Annotated in this window: 19 protein-coding genes and 1 pseudogene; 10 read left to right on the top strand and 10 right to left on the bottom strand. The window is 51.5% G+C overall.

The window, feature by feature from the left end; translation table 11 throughout:
- Positions 1-30: 30 nt before the first annotated feature.
- The 5 genes from rseC to rseD are packed head-to-tail and all read right to left on the bottom strand — an operon-like array spanning position 31 to position 2,873.
- Positions 31-510 carry a SoxR-reducing system protein RseC gene (gene rseC, locus HGD79_RS21995; protein WP_000589068.1) on the bottom strand — a complete coding sequence of 160 codons (480 nt, stop codon included), beginning with the start codon at positions 508-510 and terminating at the stop codon, positions 31-33.
- Entirely contained in the window at positions 507-1,463 is a 957-nt protein-coding gene (gene rseB, locus HGD79_RS21990; protein ID WP_000812053.1) for a sigma-E factor regulatory protein RseB, read from the bottom strand. Before rseB ends, rseC begins: the two co-directional genes overlap by 4 nt.
- On the bottom strand, positions 1,463-2,113 hold the full coding sequence (gene rseA / locus HGD79_RS21985) for an anti-sigma-E factor RseA (protein WP_001168459.1): 651 nt from the start codon (positions 2,111-2,113) through the stop codon (positions 1,463-1,465). The genes rseB and rseA overlap by 1 nt, the downstream gene beginning before the upstream one ends.
- Before the next feature lie 32 nt (positions 2,114-2,145).
- Positions 2,146-2,721 (bottom strand): RNA polymerase sigma factor RpoE, encoded by a 576-nt coding sequence (gene rpoE, locus HGD79_RS21980; protein WP_001295364.1) that lies wholly within the window; start codon positions 2,719-2,721, stop codon positions 2,146-2,148.
- Complete coding sequence (rseD, locus tag HGD79_RS21975; RefSeq protein WP_001303621.1) at positions 2,718-2,873, bottom strand: rpoE leader peptide RseD; 156 nt, start codon at positions 2,871-2,873, stop codon at positions 2,718-2,720. Before rseD ends, rpoE begins: the two co-directional genes overlap by 4 nt.
- A gap of 255 nt (positions 2,874-3,128) precedes the next feature.
- On the opposite strand from rseD, the gene nadB reads away from it, so the two are divergent.
- A complete protein-coding gene (gene nadB, locus HGD79_RS21970; protein WP_001094499.1) occupies positions 3,129-4,751 on the top strand; it encodes an L-aspartate oxidase in 1,623 nt (540 codons plus the stop codon).
- Here the strand turns inward: nadB and trmN are convergent.
- Entirely contained in the window at positions 4,736-5,473 is a 738-nt protein-coding gene (trmN, locus tag HGD79_RS21965) for a tRNA(1)(Val) (adenine(37)-N(6))-methyltransferase TrmN (protein WP_001298974.1), read from the bottom strand. The genes nadB and trmN overlap by 16 nt on opposite strands.
- A 131-nt stretch (positions 5,474-5,604) precedes the next feature.
- On the opposite strand from trmN, the gene srmB reads away from it, so the two are divergent.
- Positions 5,605-6,939 (top strand): ATP-dependent RNA helicase SrmB, encoded by a 1,335-nt coding sequence (gene srmB, locus HGD79_RS21960; RefSeq protein WP_069897482.1) that lies wholly within the window; start codon positions 5,605-5,607, stop codon positions 6,937-6,939.
- 270 nt (positions 6,940-7,209) lie between these two features.
- Complete coding sequence (locus HGD79_RS21955; protein ID WP_000399648.1) at positions 7,210-8,190, top strand: IS110-like element IS621 family transposase; 981 nt, start codon at positions 7,210-7,212, stop codon at positions 8,188-8,190.
- 236 nt (positions 8,191-8,426) lie between these two features.
- Here the strand turns inward: HGD79_RS21955 and HGD79_RS21950 are convergent.
- Positions 8,427-9,308 (bottom strand): annotated as a pseudogene (locus HGD79_RS21950) (LysR family transcriptional regulator).
- A gap of 102 nt (positions 9,309-9,410) precedes the next feature.
- Here HGD79_RS21950 and eamB point away from each other — a divergent pair.
- Positions 9,411-9,998: a cysteine/O-acetylserine transporter gene (gene eamB, locus HGD79_RS21945; RefSeq protein WP_000189203.1), complete on the top strand. Its 588-nt coding sequence runs from the start codon at positions 9,411-9,413 to the stop codon at positions 9,996-9,998.
- A 55-nt stretch (positions 9,999-10,053) separates the two neighbouring features.
- Here eamB and grcA read toward each other — a convergent pair whose 3' ends face one another.
- Positions 10,054-10,437: an autonomous glycyl radical cofactor GrcA gene (grcA, locus tag HGD79_RS21940; protein ID WP_000627807.1), complete on the bottom strand. Its 384-nt coding sequence runs from the start codon at positions 10,435-10,437 to the stop codon at positions 10,054-10,056.
- Between the two features lie 304 nt (positions 10,438-10,741).
- Between grcA and ung the strand changes: the two genes are divergently transcribed.
- The gene (gene ung, locus HGD79_RS21935) at positions 10,742-11,431 is read left to right on the top strand and encodes a uracil-DNA glycosylase (RefSeq protein WP_001262716.1); all 690 of its coding nucleotides are present in this window, start codon (positions 10,742-10,744) and stop codon (positions 11,429-11,431) included.
- Positions 11,432-11,478: 47 nt separating this feature from the next.
- Here ung and HGD79_RS21930 read toward each other — a convergent pair whose 3' ends face one another.
- Positions 11,479-12,516 carry a tRNA/rRNA methyltransferase gene (locus HGD79_RS21930; protein WP_000997403.1) on the bottom strand — a complete coding sequence of 346 codons (1,038 nt, stop codon included), beginning with the start codon at positions 12,514-12,516 and terminating at the stop codon, positions 11,479-11,481.
- A gap of 206 nt (positions 12,517-12,722) precedes the next feature.
- On the opposite strand from HGD79_RS21930, the gene trxC reads away from it, so the two are divergent.
- The 5 genes from trxC to HGD79_RS21905 all read left to right on the top strand — a co-directional run bounded on the left by trxC (position 12,723) and on the right by HGD79_RS21905 (position 18,437).
- Positions 12,723-13,142, top strand: a complete 420-nt coding sequence (gene trxC, locus HGD79_RS21925) for a thioredoxin TrxC (RefSeq protein WP_001098726.1) — start codon at positions 12,723-12,725, stop codon at positions 13,140-13,142.
- A 68-nt stretch (positions 13,143-13,210) separates the two neighbouring features.
- Positions 13,211-13,909 carry a tRNA-uridine aminocarboxypropyltransferase gene (gene tapT, locus HGD79_RS21920; protein WP_001298975.1) on the top strand — a complete coding sequence of 233 codons (699 nt, stop codon included), beginning with the start codon at positions 13,211-13,213 and terminating at the stop codon, positions 13,907-13,909.
- A 31-nt stretch (positions 13,910-13,940) separates the two neighbouring features.
- Positions 13,941-16,601, top strand: coding sequence for a protein lysine acetyltransferase (pat, locus tag HGD79_RS21915; RefSeq protein WP_168848503.1), 2,661 nt, complete (start codon positions 13,941-13,943; stop codon positions 16,599-16,601).
- A gap of 113 nt (positions 16,602-16,714) precedes the next feature.
- Positions 16,715-18,070, top strand: a complete 1,356-nt coding sequence (gene pssA, locus HGD79_RS21910) for a CDP-diacylglycerol--serine O-phosphatidyltransferase (protein WP_000949265.1) — start codon at positions 16,715-16,717, stop codon at positions 18,068-18,070.
- Between the two features lie 43 nt (positions 18,071-18,113).
- A complete protein-coding gene (locus HGD79_RS21905; RefSeq protein WP_001378313.1) occupies positions 18,114-18,437 on the top strand; it encodes a YfiM family lipoprotein in 324 nt (107 codons plus the stop codon).
- On the opposite strand, the gene kgtP is transcribed toward HGD79_RS21905, so the two are convergent.
- Positions 18,434-19,732 carry an alpha-ketoglutarate permease gene (kgtP, locus tag HGD79_RS21900; RefSeq protein WP_000841103.1) on the bottom strand — a complete coding sequence of 433 codons (1,299 nt, stop codon included), beginning with the start codon at positions 19,730-19,732 and terminating at the stop codon, positions 18,434-18,436. The genes HGD79_RS21905 and kgtP overlap by 4 nt on opposite strands.
- Positions 19,733-20,036: the final 304 nt, after the last annotated feature.

Raw genomic sequence — 20,036 nt, 5'->3', positions numbered from 1 at the left:
GTTATGCAAAATGCAATAAAGCCAGTGAAATCACTGGCTCGCGTCTTCCGAAGATGTTTCAAATCGCACAAGGCCAGGCGGCAATGCCACGCTTAAGATGATCGGTTGCCATTCTGCCCGGGCAGCAAACTTACGCGAGTAGCCGCGCGCAATCAGGAACCCGCCAATACCACCGAGGATCGCACCACATAATGCTGCGACGTCAGAAGCAAAGAGTAGCTGAAATAGCGAAGCGATGAGGAATAATCCCACCAGCGGCGACATATAAACCAGTAATGCGGAGCTAAGCAGGCTGCCTTCGGCGATCCCCAATTCCACTTTTTGCCCCGGCACTAACGGCTCATCACAGGGTACGACAATGGTATGCGTGGTTTGCGGGCCAAGTTTATTTAACACGCGGCTACCGCAACCGGCGCGTGAAGCGCAGCTGCTGCATGAAGCTTTAACATCACAACTGACCAGCGCCTGCCCGTTTTGCCAGGAGACGACGGTAGCCCACTCTTTGATCATTGCGCTGCCCCGAACTTAATATTCTCGGCAATGCGTTTCGCCGTTTGCGGCGGCAGTTCACCGACAATGGTGATTTCGGCGTTATCACGTACGCTTGTACTGACGGTTCTGCGTCCGGTGCGCAACATCTGATCGGTGCTCGATGGCGTAGCGCGGTTAACGTTTACCGAGAAGCTGAATAATCCGTCGGAATAGAGACGTGATTCGATAGGCATGTTGTCCATCGTCGGTAGCGGACGTCGACTACTGGAAACTTCGCTAAAACCCTGTGGCAACCAGGTTGGCGTCCAGCTGAATTTAGCTTTTTCACCTACAGGAACAGAAAGCAACGGCGGCAAATTTGCCTTCGCCAGCGTCTGCATACTGCTGCTGATATCCTGATTGACGTTAAAAGCAATCACGCGAAATTGTTCCAGCGTTTCACCATCGCGATCAAGGAGATCAACCCGCATCGGTAATTTCGATTCGGTGTCCATCCACACGATGTAGCTGTAGCGTGTACCATCTCGGGCAACCACGCGAATGACTTCGCAAAGACGATCAGCAATACGCGTGCGCCCGACGGAGATAAAGTCGTAGTAAGGAGAAAGGCGTTTGAAATCGGTATAGATAAGCGATGGCAGAGAATCAACAATGTAATCGCCATTAAGCGTGAACGGTTCAAGTCCCGGTTCAAAATAGCTGATTTCATTGCCGCGCTGTACCACTTCCCGGCGCGGGCCATCCATTTGCAACAATTGTGCAAGAGGGCGGTTATCGAGGCGTGCATGTCGATAACGCAGAGACTCAACACCCTGTTTATTGATGCTGATGAATGACAGCTCGTAATTCAGTGACTGACTGGCCAGGTTCATCTGCTGTAATAACGCCCCGGACGCGGGAGTGGCCGAGGCGTTAGCAGAGAATAACAGGCTACCTGTCACTAATGACATGGCAAACCAAAGTTGCTTCATTACTGCGATTGCGTTCCTAAAGTTTGAATTCCTGGCACCTGTACAGCGGCTTGCTGGGTTTGCGCCTGCTCAAACTGAAGCTGTTCAGAGTGGAGTCGGCGTTGCAGTTCGTAATCCTGCAACATTGCATTAATGCGACGACGCTGCTCCTGTACCTGCTGCTGTTGACCATTGTTTGCGGTCGCTTCAGAAGGTACTCCCAGGCTTACCGGGCTGGCTTTACCCATCATCGGCAGTGTATTAAATACCGGCGTTTCGGGCTGCTGGGACGTTTCAGATTGTCCATTATAGTGCTGGACGCCAACGATAACTGCAAGCGATACGCATGCTGCTACGCCCATTTGGGTAAGCTGTGCCGCCCACGGACGTACTTTCTGCCAGAATGGCATTTTCTGCCATTGATGCGGCGCAGGCTGGGCTTCCGGGATCAATGTCGCCGGTTGACGTACTGGCTCTTCTTCAATGGCGGCCATCACGCGTGAAGAGATATCGAAATGGAGCACCTCGGGAGTATCACCCCGCATTGAGTCACGGATTAAGTGATAGCTTTCCCAGGTTTTCTGCATTTCTGGGTTATGAGCCAGTTCGTTAAGCAGCTCACTATCCAGCGTTTCGCCATCCATTAAAGCGGAAAGTTGTTCTTTCTGCATGCCTAATACCCTTATCCAGTATCCCGCTATCGTCAACGCCTGATAAGCGGTTGAACTTTGTTATCAATAGCTTCCCTCGCTCGGAAGATACGTGAACGCACCGTACCTACCGGACAATCCATGATAGCGGCTATCTCTTCATAGCTCAGGCCATCCAGCTCCCGCAAGGTTATTGCCATGCGCAAATCTTCCGGGAGGGACTCAATAGTTCGGAAAACTATCTGTCTCAGTTCTTCTGACAACATTAAGTTCTCAGGGTTCGAAATTTCTTTCAACGCGCCGCCACTTTCGAAGTTTTCAGCTTCAATGGCATCCACATCACTGGAAGGTGGACGACGCCCCTGAGCAACCAGGTAATTTTTCGCTGTATTTACAGCAATCCGATACAGCCATGTATAAAAAGCGCTATCTCCCCGGAACGAATCCAGCGCACGATAGGCTTTAATAAAAGCTTCTTGTACCACATCGGGAACATCACCCGACGGCACATAGCGGGAAACCAGACTCGCCACTTTATGCTGATAGCGCACTACCAGTAGGTTAAAGGCTTTCTGATCTCCCTTCTGGACCCGTTCAACCAGGACCTGGTCCGTTAACTGCTCGCTCATCCGAGGTAAAGTCTCCCCAAACCAAATTTCCACGCGCTATCGAAACGCCACTCCATTAGCTGCAATTTGAGCAAGCAAAGGGTTAGAGTGTCTCGTTTTTGTAAAGTTCCGTAACGCATCTGTTTTTGTTTGTCATGCTGTAGACGGATCATTATCTATCATTATAAGTCTACAGAATCTGAACATCGCATTATCTGTGTAGAAATGCCCATTTAACTGCCTGAAGAGTAACCCAACGGCCTTTTTATTTCACCACCTAATCCTCCACCAGCCAGTAACTTCTCTTTTTCTCGCCGCCCTGCGTCAGCGTGTTTAGCCACTGTAACAAATATTAAAATAGCAGGTGTTTATTCGCACAACATGATGCTATGCTGACCAAACGGTGTTTAGTAAATTAAACAAAGAAAATGAATACTCTCCCAGAACATTCATGTGACGTGTTGATTATCGGTAGCGGCGCAGCCGGACTTTCACTGGCGCTACGCCTGGCTGACCAGCATCAGGTCATCGTTCTAAGTAAAGGCCCGGTAACGGAAGGTTCAACATTTTATGCCCAGGGCGGTATTGCCGCCGTGTTTGATGAAACTGACAGCATTGACTCGCATGTGGAAGACACATTGATTGCCGGGGCTGGTATTTGCGATCGCCATGCAGTTGAATTTGTCGCCAGCAATGCACGATCCTGTGTGCAATGGTTAATTGACCAAGGGGTTTTGTTTGATACCCACGTTCAACCGAATGGCGAAGAAAGCTACCATCTGACCCGTGAAGGTGGACATAGTCACCGTCGTATTCTTCATGCCGCCGACGCCACCGGTAGAGAAGTACAATCCACGCTGGTGAGCAAGGCGCAGAACCATCCGAATATTCGTGTGCTGGAGCGCAGCAACGCAGTTGATCTGATTGTTTCTGACAAAATTGGCCTCCCGGGCACGCGACGGGTTGTTGGCGCGTGGGTATGGAACCGAAATAAAGAAACGGTGGAAACCTGCCACGCAAAAGCAGTGGTACTGGCAACCGGCGGTGCGTCGAAGGTTTATCAGTACACCACCAATCCGGATATTTCTTCTGGCGATGGCATTGCTATGGCGTGGCGCGCAGGCTGTCGGGTTGCCAATCTCGAATTTAATCAGTTCCACCCTACCGCACTGTATCACCCACAGGCACGCAATTTCCTGTTAACGGAAGCACTGCGCGGCGAAGGCGCTTATCTCAAGCGCCCGGATGGCACGCGTTTTATGCCCGATTTTGATGAGCGCGGCGAACTGGCCCCGCGCGATATTGTCGCCCGCGCCATTGACCATGAAATGAAACGCCTCGGCGCAGATTGTATGTTCCTCGACATCAGCCATAAGCCCGCCGATTTTATTCGCCAGCATTTCCCGATGATTTATGAAAAATTGCTCGGGCTGGGGATTGATCTCACACAAGAACCGGTACCGATTGTGCCTGCTGCACATTATACCTGCGGTGGTGTAATGGTTGATGATCATGGGCGTACGGACGTCGAGGGCTTGTATGCCATTGGCGAGGTGAGTTATACCGGCTTACACGGCGCTAACCGCATGGCCTCGAATTCATTGCTGGAGTGTCTGGTCTATGGCTGGTCGGCGGCAGAAGATATCACCAGACGTATGCCTGATGCCCACGGCGTCAGTACGTTACCGCCGTGGGATGAAAGCCGCGTTGAGAACCCTGACGAACGGGTAGTAATTCAGCATAACTGGCACGAGCTACGGCTGTTTATGTGGGATTACGTTGGCATTGTGCGCACAACGAAGCGCCTGGAACGTGCCCTGCGGCGGATAACCATGCTCCAACAAGAAATAGACGAATATTACGCCCATTTCCGCGTCTCAAATAATTTGCTGGAGCTGCGTAATCTGGTACAGGTTGCCGAGTTGATTGTTCGCTGCGCGATGATGCGCAAAGAAAGCCGGGGGCTGCATTTTACGCTGGATTACCCGGAACTGCTCACGCATTCCGGTCCATCGATCCTTTCCCCCGGCAATCATTACATAAACAGATAAAAAGCCTGGGTCAGCGCCGTATACGCTTCGGAATAGTTCTGGTCTGGCCCACGAATGACTAAGCGATCGCTAAAGCATTCTCCCGCCTGCGGGGAGAATGCCAGCAGCACCCGATGCGGCAGTCGCGCTTCGTTTTCCGCCACATCCGTCCGCAAACGTAAATGCCAGCCCATGCTTAATGCCAGTTCAGTAAAACCATTACCAATCTGCTCTGGCAGCACCACGCAGAAAAATCCCTCTTCGGTAATGCACTCCGCCGCACAGGTCAGCAGCGATGGGTGATCAAGCGTAGTGGTATAGCGAGCCTGTTCCCGTTGAGGTGTCGCGCACTCTACTCCCTGCTGATAGTAAGGTGGGTTACTGATGATTAAATCGAAGCGTACTGTCTGCTGTGTGATCCACTGCTGAATATCCGCCGTATGGACGTTAATCCGCTCTGCCCACGGGGACTGGTTGATATTTTCCTGCGCCTGCGCGGCAGCTTCACTTTCCAGCTCAACGGCATCAATTATCACGCTGTCACTGGTTCGCTGCGCCAGCATCAGTGCCAGCAACCCGCTACCCGCGCCGATATCAAGGCAACGTTTCACCCCAGCCACCGGTGCCCATGCGCCCAGCAAAATGCCATCCGTTCCCACTTTCATCGCACAGCGATCGTGAGCAACAAAAAACTGTTTAAAAGTAAATCCATTACGACGAAGCACGGATGTAGACTGTGACATGAAAATAAAACCTTGCAGGAAAAACGGCGATAGCACCGGGTGAGAACAATACCCGAGAAGCGATATCCATACAAACAGATGAAGATTGCAGCCGTAACGTCTATAATCAGCGCCCCACACAGAGGTAGAACATGACTGTAACGACTTTTTCCGAACTTGAACTCGACGAAAGCCTGCTGGAAGCCCTCCAGGATAAAGGTTTCACTCGCCCGACCGCCATTCAGGCTGCCGCCATTCCGCCTGCGCTCGATGGCCGTGATGTACTCGGTTCTGCGCCGACAGGCACCGGTAAAACGGCGGCGTATCTGCTGCCAGCGTTGCAGCACCTGCTCGATTTCCCGCGTAAGAAATCCGGTCCGCCGCGTATTTTGATCCTCACCCCAACTCGCGAGCTGGCGATGCAGGTGGCCGATCATGCCCGCGAACTGGCGAAACATACGCATCTGGATATCGCCACCATCACCGGCGGCGTAGCCTATATGAACCACGCGGAAGTGTTCAGCGAAAATCAGGACATCGTGGTCGCCACGACCGGACGTCTGCTGCAATACATAAAAGAAGAGAACTTCGATTGCCGCGCGGTTGAAACGCTGATCCTCGACGAAGCAGACCGTATGCTGGATATGGGCTTCGCTCAGGATATCGAACATATTGCTGGCGAAACGCGCTGGCGTAAACAGACCCTGCTCTTTTCGGCAACGCTGGAAGGCGATGCGATTCAGGACTTTGCCGAGCGTCTGCTGGAAGATCCGGTGGAGGTTTCTGCCAATCCGTCCACCCGTGAGCGCAAAAAAATTCATCAGTGGTATTACCGCGCCGATGACCTGGAACATAAAACCGCATTGCTGGTGCATCTGTTAAAACAGCCGGAAGCGACCCGCTCAATTGTGTTTGTGCGTAAGCGTGAACGTGTGCATGAGCTGGCAAACTGGCTGCGCGAAGCGGGCATCAACAACTGCTATCTCGAAGGTGAGATGGTACAAGGCAAGCGTAACGAAGCGATCAAGCGTTTGACCGAAGGTCGCGTAAACGTACTGGTTGCAACCGATGTTGCCGCGCGCGGTATCGACATTCCTGACGTCAGCCACGTCTTTAACTTCGATATGCCGCGCAGTGGCGATACTTATTTGCACCGTATCGGACGTACCGCGCGCGCCGGTCGTAAAGGCACCGCAATTTCGCTGGTGGAAGCCCATGACCATTTGCTGCTGGGCAAGGTTGGCCGTTACATTGAAGAGCCAATTAAAGCTCGCGTTATTGATGAGTTACGCCCGAAAACGCGTGCGCCAAGCGAAAAGCAGACCGGCAAGCCATCGAAGAAAGTACTGGCTAAACGTGCCGAGAAGAAAAAAGCTAAAGAGAAAGAGAAGCCGCGGGTGAAAAAACGCCATCGCAACACCAAAAATATTGGTAAGCGCCGTAAACCAAGCGGAACGGGCGTGCCACCGCAAACGACAGAAGAGTAATCTCAATGCCGGGTTTAAGCCTGGTATTAAAAGTGCTGGCAAACGCAAAACTGCCTGATGCGCTACGCTTATCAGGCCTTGTATTATCCCTCCAGTGCAGAGAAAATCGGCCAGTTTTCTCTGCCTGCAGTCCGCATGCCGTATCGGGCCTTGGGTTCTAACCTGTTGCGTAGATTTATGCAGCGGACTGCCTTTCTCCCAAAGTGATAAACCGGACAGTATCATGGACCGGTTTTCCCGGTAATCCGTATTTGCAAGGTTGGTTTCACTATGGAACATGAACTTCATTATATCGGTATCGACACCGCTAAAGAGAAACTGGATGTCGATGTGTTGCGTCCTGATGGTCGTCATCGCACCAAAAAATTCGCTAACACCACTAAAGGGCACGATGAGCTGGTGAGCTGGCTGAAAGGTCACAAGATTGACCATGCGCATATCTGCATCGAAGCGACCGGCACCTATATGGAACCTGTCGCTGAGTGCCTTTACGATGCTGGCTACATAGTGTCAGTCATTAATCCTGCGCTGGGTAAAGCTTTCGCTCAGAGTGAAGGACTGCGTAACAAGACTGATACCGTGGATGCGCGCATGCTGGCAGAGTTCTGTCGTCAGAAGCGCCCTGCAGCCTGGGAAGCGCCTCACCCGCTTGAACGCGCGTTGCGTGCCCTGGTAGTCCGCCACCAGGCGCTGACAGATATGCACACGCAGGAACTGAATCGCACTGAAACGGCGCGGGAAGTCCAGAGACCGAGCATTGATGCTCACCTTCTGTGGCTTGAAGCAGAGCTGAAGCGTCTTGAGAAGCAGATAAAAGACCTGACAGACGATGATCCGGATATGAAACACCGCAGGAAACTGCTGGAAAGCATCCCGGGTATCGGAGAGAAAACATCTGCGGTATTGCTGGCTTATATCGGTCTGAAGGACCGCTTCGCCCATGCCAGACAGTTCGCCGCTTTTGCGGGTCTGACACCACGGCGTTATGAATCAGGTAGCAGTGTGAGAGGGGCGAGCCGGATGAGTAAGGCCGGACATGTGTCGCTTCGCAGGGCGTTGTATATGCCCGCAATGGTAGCCACCAGTAAGACTGAGTGGGGACGGGCGTTCCGCGACCGTCTGGCGGCTAATGGCAAGAAAGGAAAGGTGATTCTCGGCGCGATGATGCGCAAGCTGGCACAGGTGGCGTATGGAGTGCTGAAGTCAGGCGTGCCGTTCGATGCGTCACGGCATAATCCGGTAGCGGCGTAAAAATCGCGGAAGGGATGAAAAAAACAGCGCCTGACGGCGCTGTGTCTGGCATGCCTGCAATCCGGGAAACCGGACCAGGAAAAAACTTGCAGGCCATAACAGTATCTACGTGGCTCATGCAATATATTGAATTTGCACGATCTTGTAGGCCGGATAAGGCGTTCACGCCGCATCCGGCATGAATAAAGCGCACTTTGTCGACAAGTTAAATGCCGGGTTTAATCCCGACATTATTTTTATCCAGCCACAAAACTCTCTTCAACACACTGAATAAAAGTGTGCATCGCCGGGCTAACCGCTTTTCCAGCATGGTGTGCGCACATGGCCGTAATGGTCTGCGACTGTTCGCCAAAAGGCAATTCAATTAATTCTCCGCTCTCAAGCTCTTTTTCCACCGCAAAGCGGGGCAAGTAACTGACACCGATATTCGCCGCGACACAACGTTTGATACTTTCAATGCTTAACAGCTCAATGGTGTTTTCCACCGTGATCCGCCGCTAACGCAGCGTGCTCTCAAATATCTGCCGGAAGACACATTGCGGTTCGTTGATAATAAAGCTACAGGCGTTATGTCTTCCCGGCTCAGTAAAATCGACATCTGCAATTTGCGGTGAAGCCACCAGCACCAGCGATTGTTCACCCAACTCTCGTCGGTTCAGGGCATCATCATTCCCTACGCGATAAAAGACGCCGACATCGGCCTCATCATTCAGTAGCGCATCACGGATCACGTAACAGTTCAGCGACTGCAACGATAAACGCACTTTTGGTGCGCGTTGCCGAAAACGCTGCAACACCTGCGGCATTCGGTAAGAGAGCAACGTTTCGCCCGAAACAACGCGTAGTTCCCCGTCCGGATCTGACTCCTTTTTAGCAGCCTCACGAAGCGTATCCATCACTCGGGTAAGTTCATAAATGTGCGGCAGCAACTTTTTTCCTTCGCGGGTAAGGCACATCCGTCGGCCAATTTTCTCAAATAACTGGACTGAAAACTCCTGCTCAAGCTGCTGAATATGAAAAGTCACCGTCGATTGTGTACAGCACAATTTTTGCGAAGCTCGCAAAAAGGAACCCTCTTCCACCACGGTTTTAAGCGTAATAAAACGGCGCAGATCCATAACCCCAAACCTATCGAAAATATCGAATCTAGAATATAAAAACATTCATTTTTTTAAATGTTCCGTGTCGGGTACTGTCTACCAAAACAGAGGAGATAACAAGTGACACCGACCCTTTTAAGTGCTTTTTGGACTTACACCCTGATTACCGCTATGACGCCAGGACCGAACAATATTCTCGCCCTTAGCTCTGCTACGTCGCATGGATTTCGTCAAAGTACCCGCGTGCTGGCAGGGATGAGTCTGGGATTTTTGATTGTGATGTTACTGTGTGCGGGCATTTCATTTTCACTGGCAGTGATTGACCCGGCAGCGGTACACCTTTTGAGTTGGGCGGGGGCGGCATATATTGTCTGGCTGGCGTGGAAAATCGCCACCAGCCCAACAAAGGAAGACGGACTTCAGGCAAAACCAATCAGCTTTTGGGCCAGCTTTGCTTTGCAGTTTGTGAACGTCAAAATCATTTTGTACGGTGTTACGGCACTGTCGACGTTTGTTCTGCCGCAAACACAGGCGCTAAGCTGGGTAGTTGGCGTCAGCGTTTTGCTGGCGATGATTGGGACGTTTGGCAATGTATGCTGGGCGCTGGCGGGGCATCTGTTTCAGCAATTGTTTCGCCAGTATGGTCGCCAGTTAAATATCGTGCTTGCCCTGTTGCTGGTCTATTGCGCGGTACGCATTTTCTATTAACGAAAAAAAGCGGAAGAGGTCGCCCTCTTCCGCTTAGTAACTTGCTACTTAAGCCTTACAGGCTTTCAGTAAAGGTACGAGCGATAACGTCGCGCTGCTGTTCCGGAGTCAGAGAGTTAAAGCGAACTGCATAACCGGATACACGGATGGTCAGCTGCGGATATTTTTCCGGATGCTTAACTGCATCTTCCAGAGTTTCACGACGCAGAACGTTAACGTTCAGGTGTTGACCACCTTCAACGCGAACTTCTGGTTTCACTTCTACTGGAACTTCACGGTATTCAATGTCACCCAGTTTGCTTACTGCAACCACTTCATCTTCTGCATAACCTGCTTTTGCAACGATGCAACGTGCTTCGCCTTTTTCGCTGTCCAGCAGCCAGAAAGAGTTCAGCAGATCGTCGTTAGCGGCTTTAGTAATCTGGATACCTGTAATCATGTGATGCCTCCCCGGCAAAATTATTTGATTTGTTCAGCCTGTCGCGGCCAATTGGTAAAACCATTGTTGCTTGAGTGTATATATACTCCTCAACCACCCTTGATTCTTTGATTTAAATCAATAAAAACCACACATCGATTGTGGTCGTAAATGGATTTTATTGTTTTACATCAACTTATGCGGGTGTGAAATTTTACCAATTTACATTTTTTTGCACTCGTTTAAGTCTAAAAAATGAGCATGATTTTGTTCTGTAGAAAGAAGCAGTTAAGCTAGGCGGATTGAAGATTCGCAGGAGAGCGAGATGGCTAACGAATTAACCTGGCATGACGTGCTGGCTGAAGAGAAGCAACAACCTTATTTTCTTAATACCCTTCAGACCGTCGCCAGCGAGCGGCAGTCCGGCGTCACTATCTATCCACCACAAAAAGATGTCTTTAACGCGTTCCGCTTTACCGAGTTGGGTGACGTTAAAGTGGTGATTCTCGGCCAGGATCCTTATCACGGACCGGGACAGGCGCATGGTCTGGCATTTTCCGTTCGTCCCGGCATTGCCATTCCTCCGTCATTATTGAATATGTATAAAGAGCTGGAAAATACTATTCCGGGCTTCACCCGCCCTAATCATGGCTATCTCGAAAGCTGGGCGCGTCAGGGCGTTCTGCTGCTCAATACTGTGTTGACGGTTCGCGCAGGTCAGGCGCATTCCCACGCCAGCCTCGGTTGGGAGACGTTTACTGATAAAGTCATCAGCCTGATTAACCAGCACCGCGAAGGCGTGGTGTTTTTGTTGTGGGGATCACATGCGCAAAAGAAAGGGGCGATTATAGATAAGCAACGCCATCATGTACTGAAAGCACCGCATCCGTCGCCGCTTTCGGCGCATCGTGGATTCTTTGGCTGCAACCATTTTGTGCTGGCAAATCAGTGGCTGGAACAACGTGGCGAGACGCCGATTGACTGGATGCCAGTATTACCGGCAGAGAGTGAGTAAATTTGCGGTAAAATGCCGGATGGCAGAGTTGCCACCCGGCTGATTTATCAGGCTTTATTCTGACGCCACCATTCACCAAGCAAAACGCCGGTTGCAACAGAGATATTCAGCCCGGCAACGTTGCCCGTACCGTCAATCTTCACGCGCAGATCGTTCGGATCGCGTGCGGCATCCGGTAACCCTTCATATTCCTGACCCAGCACCAGTACCATTTTCGCTGGCAGACTGGTTTTGAACAGCGGTTTCCCCTGCTCGCTGGAAGTGGTCACTACGGTGTAACCTGCCTGACGGAAATCATCCAACACGTTAACAATGTTGTCGCCAGTAATCGGCTGAACGTGCTCTGCGCCGCCTTCTGCGGTACGGATAGCCGCCCCCGACTCCAGCAGTGCCGCATCCTGCACCACAACGCCTTTCACGCCGAAGTGCGCGCAGCTGCGCATCATGCCACCCAGGTTATGCGGGTTAGATTCGTTTTCCAGCGCCAGTACACAATCCTGCGCGCCTGCCTGGCTTACCCACTGCTGCACGGTTGTGCCATTACGCTTTTTGATCAGGAAGCAAACGCCGCCGTGATGTTCCGTGCCTGACGCTTTTGTCAATTCCGCTTCATCCACCACATGGTACGCTTTGCGGTTTGCTGCCATCCAGCGCAAGGCTTCTTTAAAACGCGGCGTTACACTCTGGATAAACCAGGCGCGAACAATCGCTTCCGGACGGCTCTGGAAAAGTGCCTGACATGCATTTTCGCCGTAGACGCGGGTTTCTTCCGCACGCTGACGACGCAACACTTCCGGATCAATAAAACTTTTACCACTGATGCCACCGTGATCGGCCTTTTCCGGCGTCTCATCACCCGGCGCGCGGGAAACCGTGCGCCACGGCGAATCTTCCCACTTGCGGTCACGGGGCTGACTCTGTTTGTCATCGCGGGCGGGGCGACGGCCACCGTCAGCACGAGATTTTCCTGGACGCCCGCCCCCTTTCCCGGTACGCGGGTTGTGGGTACGTTTATCAGAATCATCATCACTGCGGACATACATCACTTTGACCTTGCCGCTTTTACCTTTCATTTCATCGTTCATGCTTTTCTCCACCAGCGCTGCGCGAAGCGCGCAGATTACCCGAAGTCCGCGCGGTTCGCCATGATTTCGTACCAAAGCCTGCGACTATCATACCTATTGAATAAAACAGATTGTTGTCTAGAACAATGTCCCCGATAATATGTAACATATTAGAAACATACCGGCGTCGTTGCCGATAAGTCTCCTTACTCATCCCGAGGTTAGTTATGAATACCGTTTGTACCCATTGTCAGGCCATCAATCGCATTCCCGACGATCGGATCGAAGATGCGGCAAAATGCGGACGCTGCGGTCACGACTTGTTTGACGGAGAGGTGATTAATGCGACCGGTGAAACACTCGACAAATTGCTGAAGGATGATCTACCTGTGGTGATCGACTTCTGGGCACCGTGGTGCGGCCCCTGCCGTAATTTCGCACCAATTTTTGAAGATGTCGCGCAAGAGCGTAGCGGTAAAGTGCGCTTTGTGAAAGTGAATACCGAAGCTGAACGTGAATTGAGCAGTCGCTTTGGAATTCGTAGTATACCGACGATCATGATTTTCAAAAACGGTCAGGTTGTCGACATGCTTAATGGCGCAGTACCGAAAGCGCCGTTCGATAGCTGGCTGAACGAATCTCTTTAATCTTACCGGGGTGCATCTTGTGCCCCGTTTTCTCCTCTGCGACAATGGCGTTTTTTCGACGCTCTCTTATGACCGAAAACGCTGTTCTCCAGTTACGCGCCGAGCGTATTGCGCGCGCAACACGTCCTTTTCTTGCCCGCGGTAATCGCGTTCGTCGCTGCCAACGCTGTCTTTTGCCAGAGAAATTATGTCTCTGTTCGACAATTACCCCAGCACAAGCAAAAAGTCGCTTCTGTTTGCTGATGTTCGACACCGAGCCAATGAAGCCCAGTAATACCGGGCGTCTGATTGCTGATATTTTGCCTGATACCGTTGCGTTTCAATGGTCGCGTACCGAACCCTCGCAGGATTTGCTGGAGTTGGTGCAAAACCCGGACTATCAGCCAATGGTGGTCTTTCCCGCTTCGTATGCTGATGAGCAACGGGAAGTGATCTTCACACCACCTGCCGGTAAGCCACCGCTGTTTATCATGCTCGATGGTACCTGGCCGGAAGCTCGCAAGATGTTTCGTAAAAGTCCGTATCTGGATAATCTTCCCGTCATTTCCGTCGATCTTTCCCGGCTTTCTGCCTATCGCCTGCGTGAAGCCCAGGCTGCAGGCCAATATTGTACTGCCGAGGTAGCCATCGCACTGTTAGATATGGCCAGCGATACCGGGGCGGCAGCAGGGTTAGGCGAGCATTTTACCCGCTTTAAAACACGCTATCTGGCAGGAAAAACGCAACATCTGGGTAGCATCACAGCAGAACAGTTAGAAAGCGTTTAAAATCATTCGGTCACTTCTGCGGGAGACCGGTATGAGTCAGCGAGGACTGGAAGCACTACTGCGACCAAAATCGATAGCGGTAATTGGCGCGTCGATGAAACCCAATCGCGCAGGTTACCTGATGATGCGTAACCTGCTGGCGGGAGGCTTTAACGGACCGGTACTCCCGGTGACGCCAGCCTGGAAAGCGGTGTTGGGTGTGTTGGCCTGGCCGGATATTGCCAGCTTGCCCTTTACACCCGACCTTGCGGTTTTATGTACCAATGCCAGCCGTAATCTTGCTCTTCTGGAAGAGCTCAGCGAGAAAGGCTGTAAAACCTGCATTATTCTTTCCGCCCCGGCATCGCAACACGAAGATCTCCGCGCCTGCGCCCTGCGCCATAACATGCGCCTGCTTGGACCAAACAGTCTGGGTTTACTGGCTCCCTGGCAAGGTCTGAATGCCAGCTTTTCGCCTGTGCCGATTAAACGCGGCAAGCTGGCGTTTATTTCGCAATCGGCTGCCGTCTCCAACACCATCCTCGACTGGGCGCAACAGCGTAAGATGGGCTTTTCCTACTTTATTGCGCTCGGCGACAGCCTGGATATCGACGTTGATGAATTGCTTGACTATCTGGCACGCGACAGTAAAACCAGCGCCATCCTGCTCTATCTCGAACAGTTAAGCGACGCGCGACGCTTTGTTTCGGCGGCCCGTAGTGCCTCTCGCAACAAACCGATTCTGGTGATTAAAAGCGGACGTAGCCCGGCGGCTCAACGTCTGTTGAACACCACGGCAGGAATGGATCCGGCGTGGGATGCGGCTATTCAGCGTGCCGGTTTGTTGCGGGTACAGGACACCCACGAACTGTTTTCGGCGGTGGAAACCCTTAGCCATATGCGCCCGCTGCGTGGCGACCGGTTGATGATTATCAGCAACGGTGCTGCGCCTGCCGCGCTGGCGCTTGATGCCTTATGGTCACGCAATGGCAAGCTGGCAACACTAAGCGAAGAAACCTGCCAGAAACTGCGCGATGCACTGCCAGGACATGTGGCAATCTCTAACCCGCTCGATCTGCGCGATGACGCCAGCAGTGAGCACTATATTAAAACGCTGGACATTCTGCTCCACAGCCAGGATTTTGATGCGCTGATGGTTATTCATTCGCCCAGCGCCGCTGCTCCCGCAACAGAAAGCGCGCAAGTATTAATTGAAGCGGTAAAGCATCATCCCCGCAGCAAGTATGTTTCTCTGCTGACGAACTGGTGTGGCGAACATTCCTCGCAAGAGGCACGACGATTATTCAGCGAAGCCGGGCTGCCGACCTACCGTACCCCGGAAGGAACCATCACTGCTTTTATGCATATGGTGGAGTACCGGCGTAATCAGAAGCAACTACGCGAAACGCCGGCGTTGCCCAGCAATCTGACCTCCAATACCGCAGAAGCGCATCTTCTGTTGCAACAGGCGATTGCCGAAGGAGCAACGTCACTCGATACCCATGAAGTTCAGCCTATCCTGCAAGCATATGGCATGAACACGCTCCCCACCTGGATTGCCAGCGATAGCACCGAAGCGGTGCATATTGCCGAACAGATTGGTTATCCGGTGGCGCTGAAATTGCGTTCGCCGGATATTCCACATAAATCGGAAGTTCAGGGCGTCATGCTCTACCTGCGTACAGCCAATGAAGTCCAGCAAGCGGCAAACGCCATTTTCGATCGCGTAAAAATGGCCTGGCCGCAGGCACGGGTCCACGGCCTGTTGGTGCAAAGTATGGCTAACCGTGCTGGTGCTCAGGAGTTGCGGGTTGTGGTTGAGCACGATCCGGTTTTCGGGCCGTTGATCATGCTGGGCGAAGGCGGTGTGGAGTGGCGTCCTGAAGATCAAGCCGTCGTCGCGTTACCGCCGCTGAACATGAACCTGGCCCGCTATCTGGTTATTCAGGGGATCAAAAGTAAAAAGATTCGTGCACGCAGTGCGCTACGCCCATTGGATGTTGCAGGCTTGAGCCAGCTTCTGGTGCAGGTTTCCAACTTGATTGTCGATTGCCCGGAAATTCAGCGTCTGGATATTCATCCTTTGCTGGCTTCTGGCAGTGAATTTACCGCGCTGGATGTCACGCTGGATATCTCGCCGTTTGAAGGCGATAACGAGAGTCGGCTGGCAGTGCGCCCTTATCCGCATCAGCTGGAAGAATGGGTAGAATTGAAAAACGGTGAACGCTGCTTGTTCCGCCCGATTTTGCCAGAAGATGAGCCACAACTTCAGCAATTCATTTCGCGAGTCACCAAAGAAGATCTTTATTACCGCTACTTTAGCGAGATCAACGAATTTACCCATGAAGATTTAGCCAACATGACACAGATCGACTACGATCGGGAAATGGCGTTTGTAGCGGTACGACGTATTGATCAAACGGAAGAGATCCTCGGCGTCACGCGTGCGATTTCCGATCCTGATAACATCGATGCCGAATTTGCTGTGCTGGTTCGCTCGGATCTCAAAGGGTTAGGCTTAGGTCGACGCTTAATGGAAAAGTTGATTACCTATACGCGAGATCACGGACTACAACGTCTGAATGGTATTACGATGCCAAACAATCGTGGCATGGTGGCGCTAGCCCGCAAGCTCGGGTTTAACGTTGATATCCAGCTCGAAGAGGGGATCGTTGGGCTTACGCTAAATCTTGCCCAACGCGAGGAATCATGAGTAAGGTACTGGAAATGTTGACCACTTAATCGGGACTGGTGTTATTATTGCCCGCTTATGTCGTCTGCATTGCACAGAGGACCCTTCAATGAACAGAGAAGAAATGCACTGTGATGTTGTCAAAATTTAAGCGTAATAAACATCAACAACACCTTGCCCAACTACCCAAGATTTCTCAATCAGTTGATGATGTCGATTTCTTTTACGCTCCCGCCGACTTCCGGGAGACGCTGCTGGAAAAAATAGCCAGCGCGAAGCAGCGCATTTGCATTGTCGCCCTGTATCTCGAACAGGATGACGGTGGCAAAGGCATTCTGAACGCGTTGTATGAAGCTAAAAGGCAGCGTCCGGAACTGGATGTGCGGGTGCTGGTCGACTGGCATCGTGCACAACGTGGACGCATTGGCGCTGCGGCATCTAACACTAACGCTGACTGGTACTGCCGCATGGCGCAGGAAAATCCGGGCGTAGATGTTCCGGTTTATGGCGTTCCAATCAATACCCGTGAAGCCCTTGGTGTTCTGCACTTTAAAGGCTTTATCATCGACGATAGCGTACTTTATAGCGGTGCCAGCCTGAACGATGTTTACCTGCATCAGCACGATAAATATCGCTACGACCGTTATCATCTGATCCGTAACCGTAAGATGTCAGACATTATGTTTGAATGGGTTACACAGAATATTATGAATGGCCGCGGCGTTAATCGTCTGGATGATGTTAATCGGCCAAAAAGCCCGGAAATCAAGAACGATATTCGTCTGTTCCGCCAGGAGCTGCGTGATGCCGCTTATCATTTCCAGGGCGATGCCGACAACGATCAGCTTTCCGTAACGCCGCTAGTGGGGCTGGGGAAATCGAGTCTGTTGAACAAGACCATTTTCCATCTTATGCCTTGTGCCGAGCAGAAACTAACCATCTGTACGCCATACTTCAACCTGCCAGCAATCCTTGTGCGCAATATTATCCAGTTGCTGCGCGAAGGGAAAAAGGTCGAAATTATTGTTGGTGATAAAACCGCGAACGACTTCTACATTCCGGAAGATGAACCTTTCAAGATAATTGGCGCATTGCCTTATCTCTATGAGATCAATCTGCGTCGTTTCCTGAGCCGTTTGCAGTATTACGTCAATACTGACCAGCTAGTGGTTCGGTTATGGAAAGATGACGACAACACCTATCACCTGAAAGGGATGTGGGTTGATGATAAGTGGATGTTGATCACCGGTAATAACCTGAACCCGCGCGCCTGGCGTCTGGATCTGGAAAACGCCATTTTGATCCACGATCCACAACTGGAGCTTGCGCCGCAGCGAGAGAAAGAACTGGAGCTGATCCGCGAGCATACCACCATCGTTAAGCACTATCGCGACCTGCAAAGTATTGCCGATTATCCGGTGAAGGTTCGTAAACTCATCCGCCGTTTACGCCGTATCCGCATCGACCGATTAATTAGCCGCATCCTGTAATCACAACCCCGTCCTGTACGGGGTTTGTTTTGGAGGCCACGTTTTGCGTATTCTTTTTGTCTGTTCGCTATTGTTACTTTCTGGATGCAGCCATATGGCTAACGATAGCTGGAGCGGGCAGGATAAAGCTCAACACTTTATCGCCTCGGCGATGCTTTCCGCCGCCGGAAATGAATATGCACAGCATCAGGGGATGAGTCGCGATCGCAGTGCCACTTTCGGGCTGATGTTCTCTGTTGGGCTGGGCGCGTCAAAAGAACTTTGGGATAGCCGCCCCGAAGGGAGCGGCTGGAGCTGGAAGGATTTGGCCTGGGATGTCGCCGGTGCAAGCACCGGCTATACCGTCTGGCAACTGACCCGTCACTAAAGACGCATCCCCTTCCCTTTGCGATGTAGCATCAAAGAAACCAGAAACGCCACCACGGCCATCAAGGTCACATACCAGAAGAAGGCTGTTTCCATTCCTATTGATTTCAGCGACAACGCTACGTACTCCGCCGAACCACCAAATATAGCATTAGCGACCGCATATGACAGACCAACGCCTAATGCGCGAACCTGTGCCGGGAACATCTCAGCCTTCAGTATTCCACTGATTGATGTATAAAAACTCACTATCAGCAGGGCACACATCACCAGACCAAAAGCGGCATAAGGCGAGGAAACGTTTTGCAATGCTGAGAGAATAGGAACGGTAAAAATGGCTGCCAGCGAACCGAAACATAACATTGAGGTACGGCGACCAATCTTATCCGACAGCGCGCCAATGAGTGGTTGAATAAGCATGAATACAAACAATGCGGCAGTCATAATGCCACTCGCCACGTTGGCATGCATTCCCGCAGTATTTACCAGATACTTCTGCATATAAGTGGTGAAGGTATAGAAACAAAGGGAGCCCGCAGCGGTAAAACCGAGAACCATGATGAATGCACGGCGATTGCGCCATAATCCTTTCAGAGATCCAGCTTCTTTTAAAGCGCGCGTTTCTTGTTGCGAAGTTTCATCTAACTGACGACGTAACCACAACGCCACAACAGCTAACACAGCTCCTAACGCGAAAGGAATACGCCATCCCCACTCTCTGAGTGCAGCGTCTTCCATGGTGTGTTGTAAAACCACGACAACCAGTAGGGCTAGCAGTTGTCCGCCGATCAACGTCACATACTGAAATGATGCGTAAAAACCTTTGCGCCCTTCAACGGCAACTTCACTCATATAGGTGGCGCTGGTGCCATATTCTCCGCCAACAGATAATCCCTGAAATAAACGCGCGAGAAGCAATAATGCCGGAGCCCACGTACCTATAGTTTCATAACCTGGGAGGCAGGCGATAACCAGCGATCCGAAACACATCATACACACCGATAACAGCATCGATTTTTTGCGACCATGTTTATCGGCTATGCGGCCAAATAGCCAACCGCCTATTGGGCGCATCAGGAATCCCGCAGCAAAAACACCTGCTGTTTGTAGTAGTTGAGTCGTCGTGTTCCCGGAAGGGAAGAAAATGTGGGCAAAGTAGAGTGAACAGAACGAGTAGACATAGAAATCGAACCACTCGACCAGATTACCTGAAGAGGCCCCCACAATCGCCCAAATGCGGCGACGAGTATCACTACTTGTCAGTTTGCTGTCTGCCGTTACAGTACTTTCAGCCATGCCATTATGTCTCCTGCCGTAATCCGATGCTTTTGTCGGTCGCTTTTATCTATTTCTTTTGGTAAAGAAAATGTTACACATTTGTTGCGTATCATTATGCAACCTTAACCATGAATTTAGTTAGCAGGAAAATGGTTATTGAGGAGCTTAAGGATAAATTTCTGGTAAGGAGGACACGTATGGAAGTAGGCAAGTTGGGGAAACCGCATCCGTTGCTGAATCTGGCATATGTGGGAGTATAAGACGCGCAGCGTCGCATCAGGCATTTTTTTCTGCGCCAACGCAAAAAGGCCATCGTGACTGA

Source organism: Escherichia sp. SCLE84 (assembly GCF_012584495.1).
Lineage (GTDB): Bacteria > Pseudomonadota > Gammaproteobacteria > Enterobacterales > Enterobacteriaceae > ECMA0423.
The sequence above is the reverse complement of the archived record's forward strand: the minus strand, read 5'-3'. Positions and strand labels throughout refer to the sequence as shown.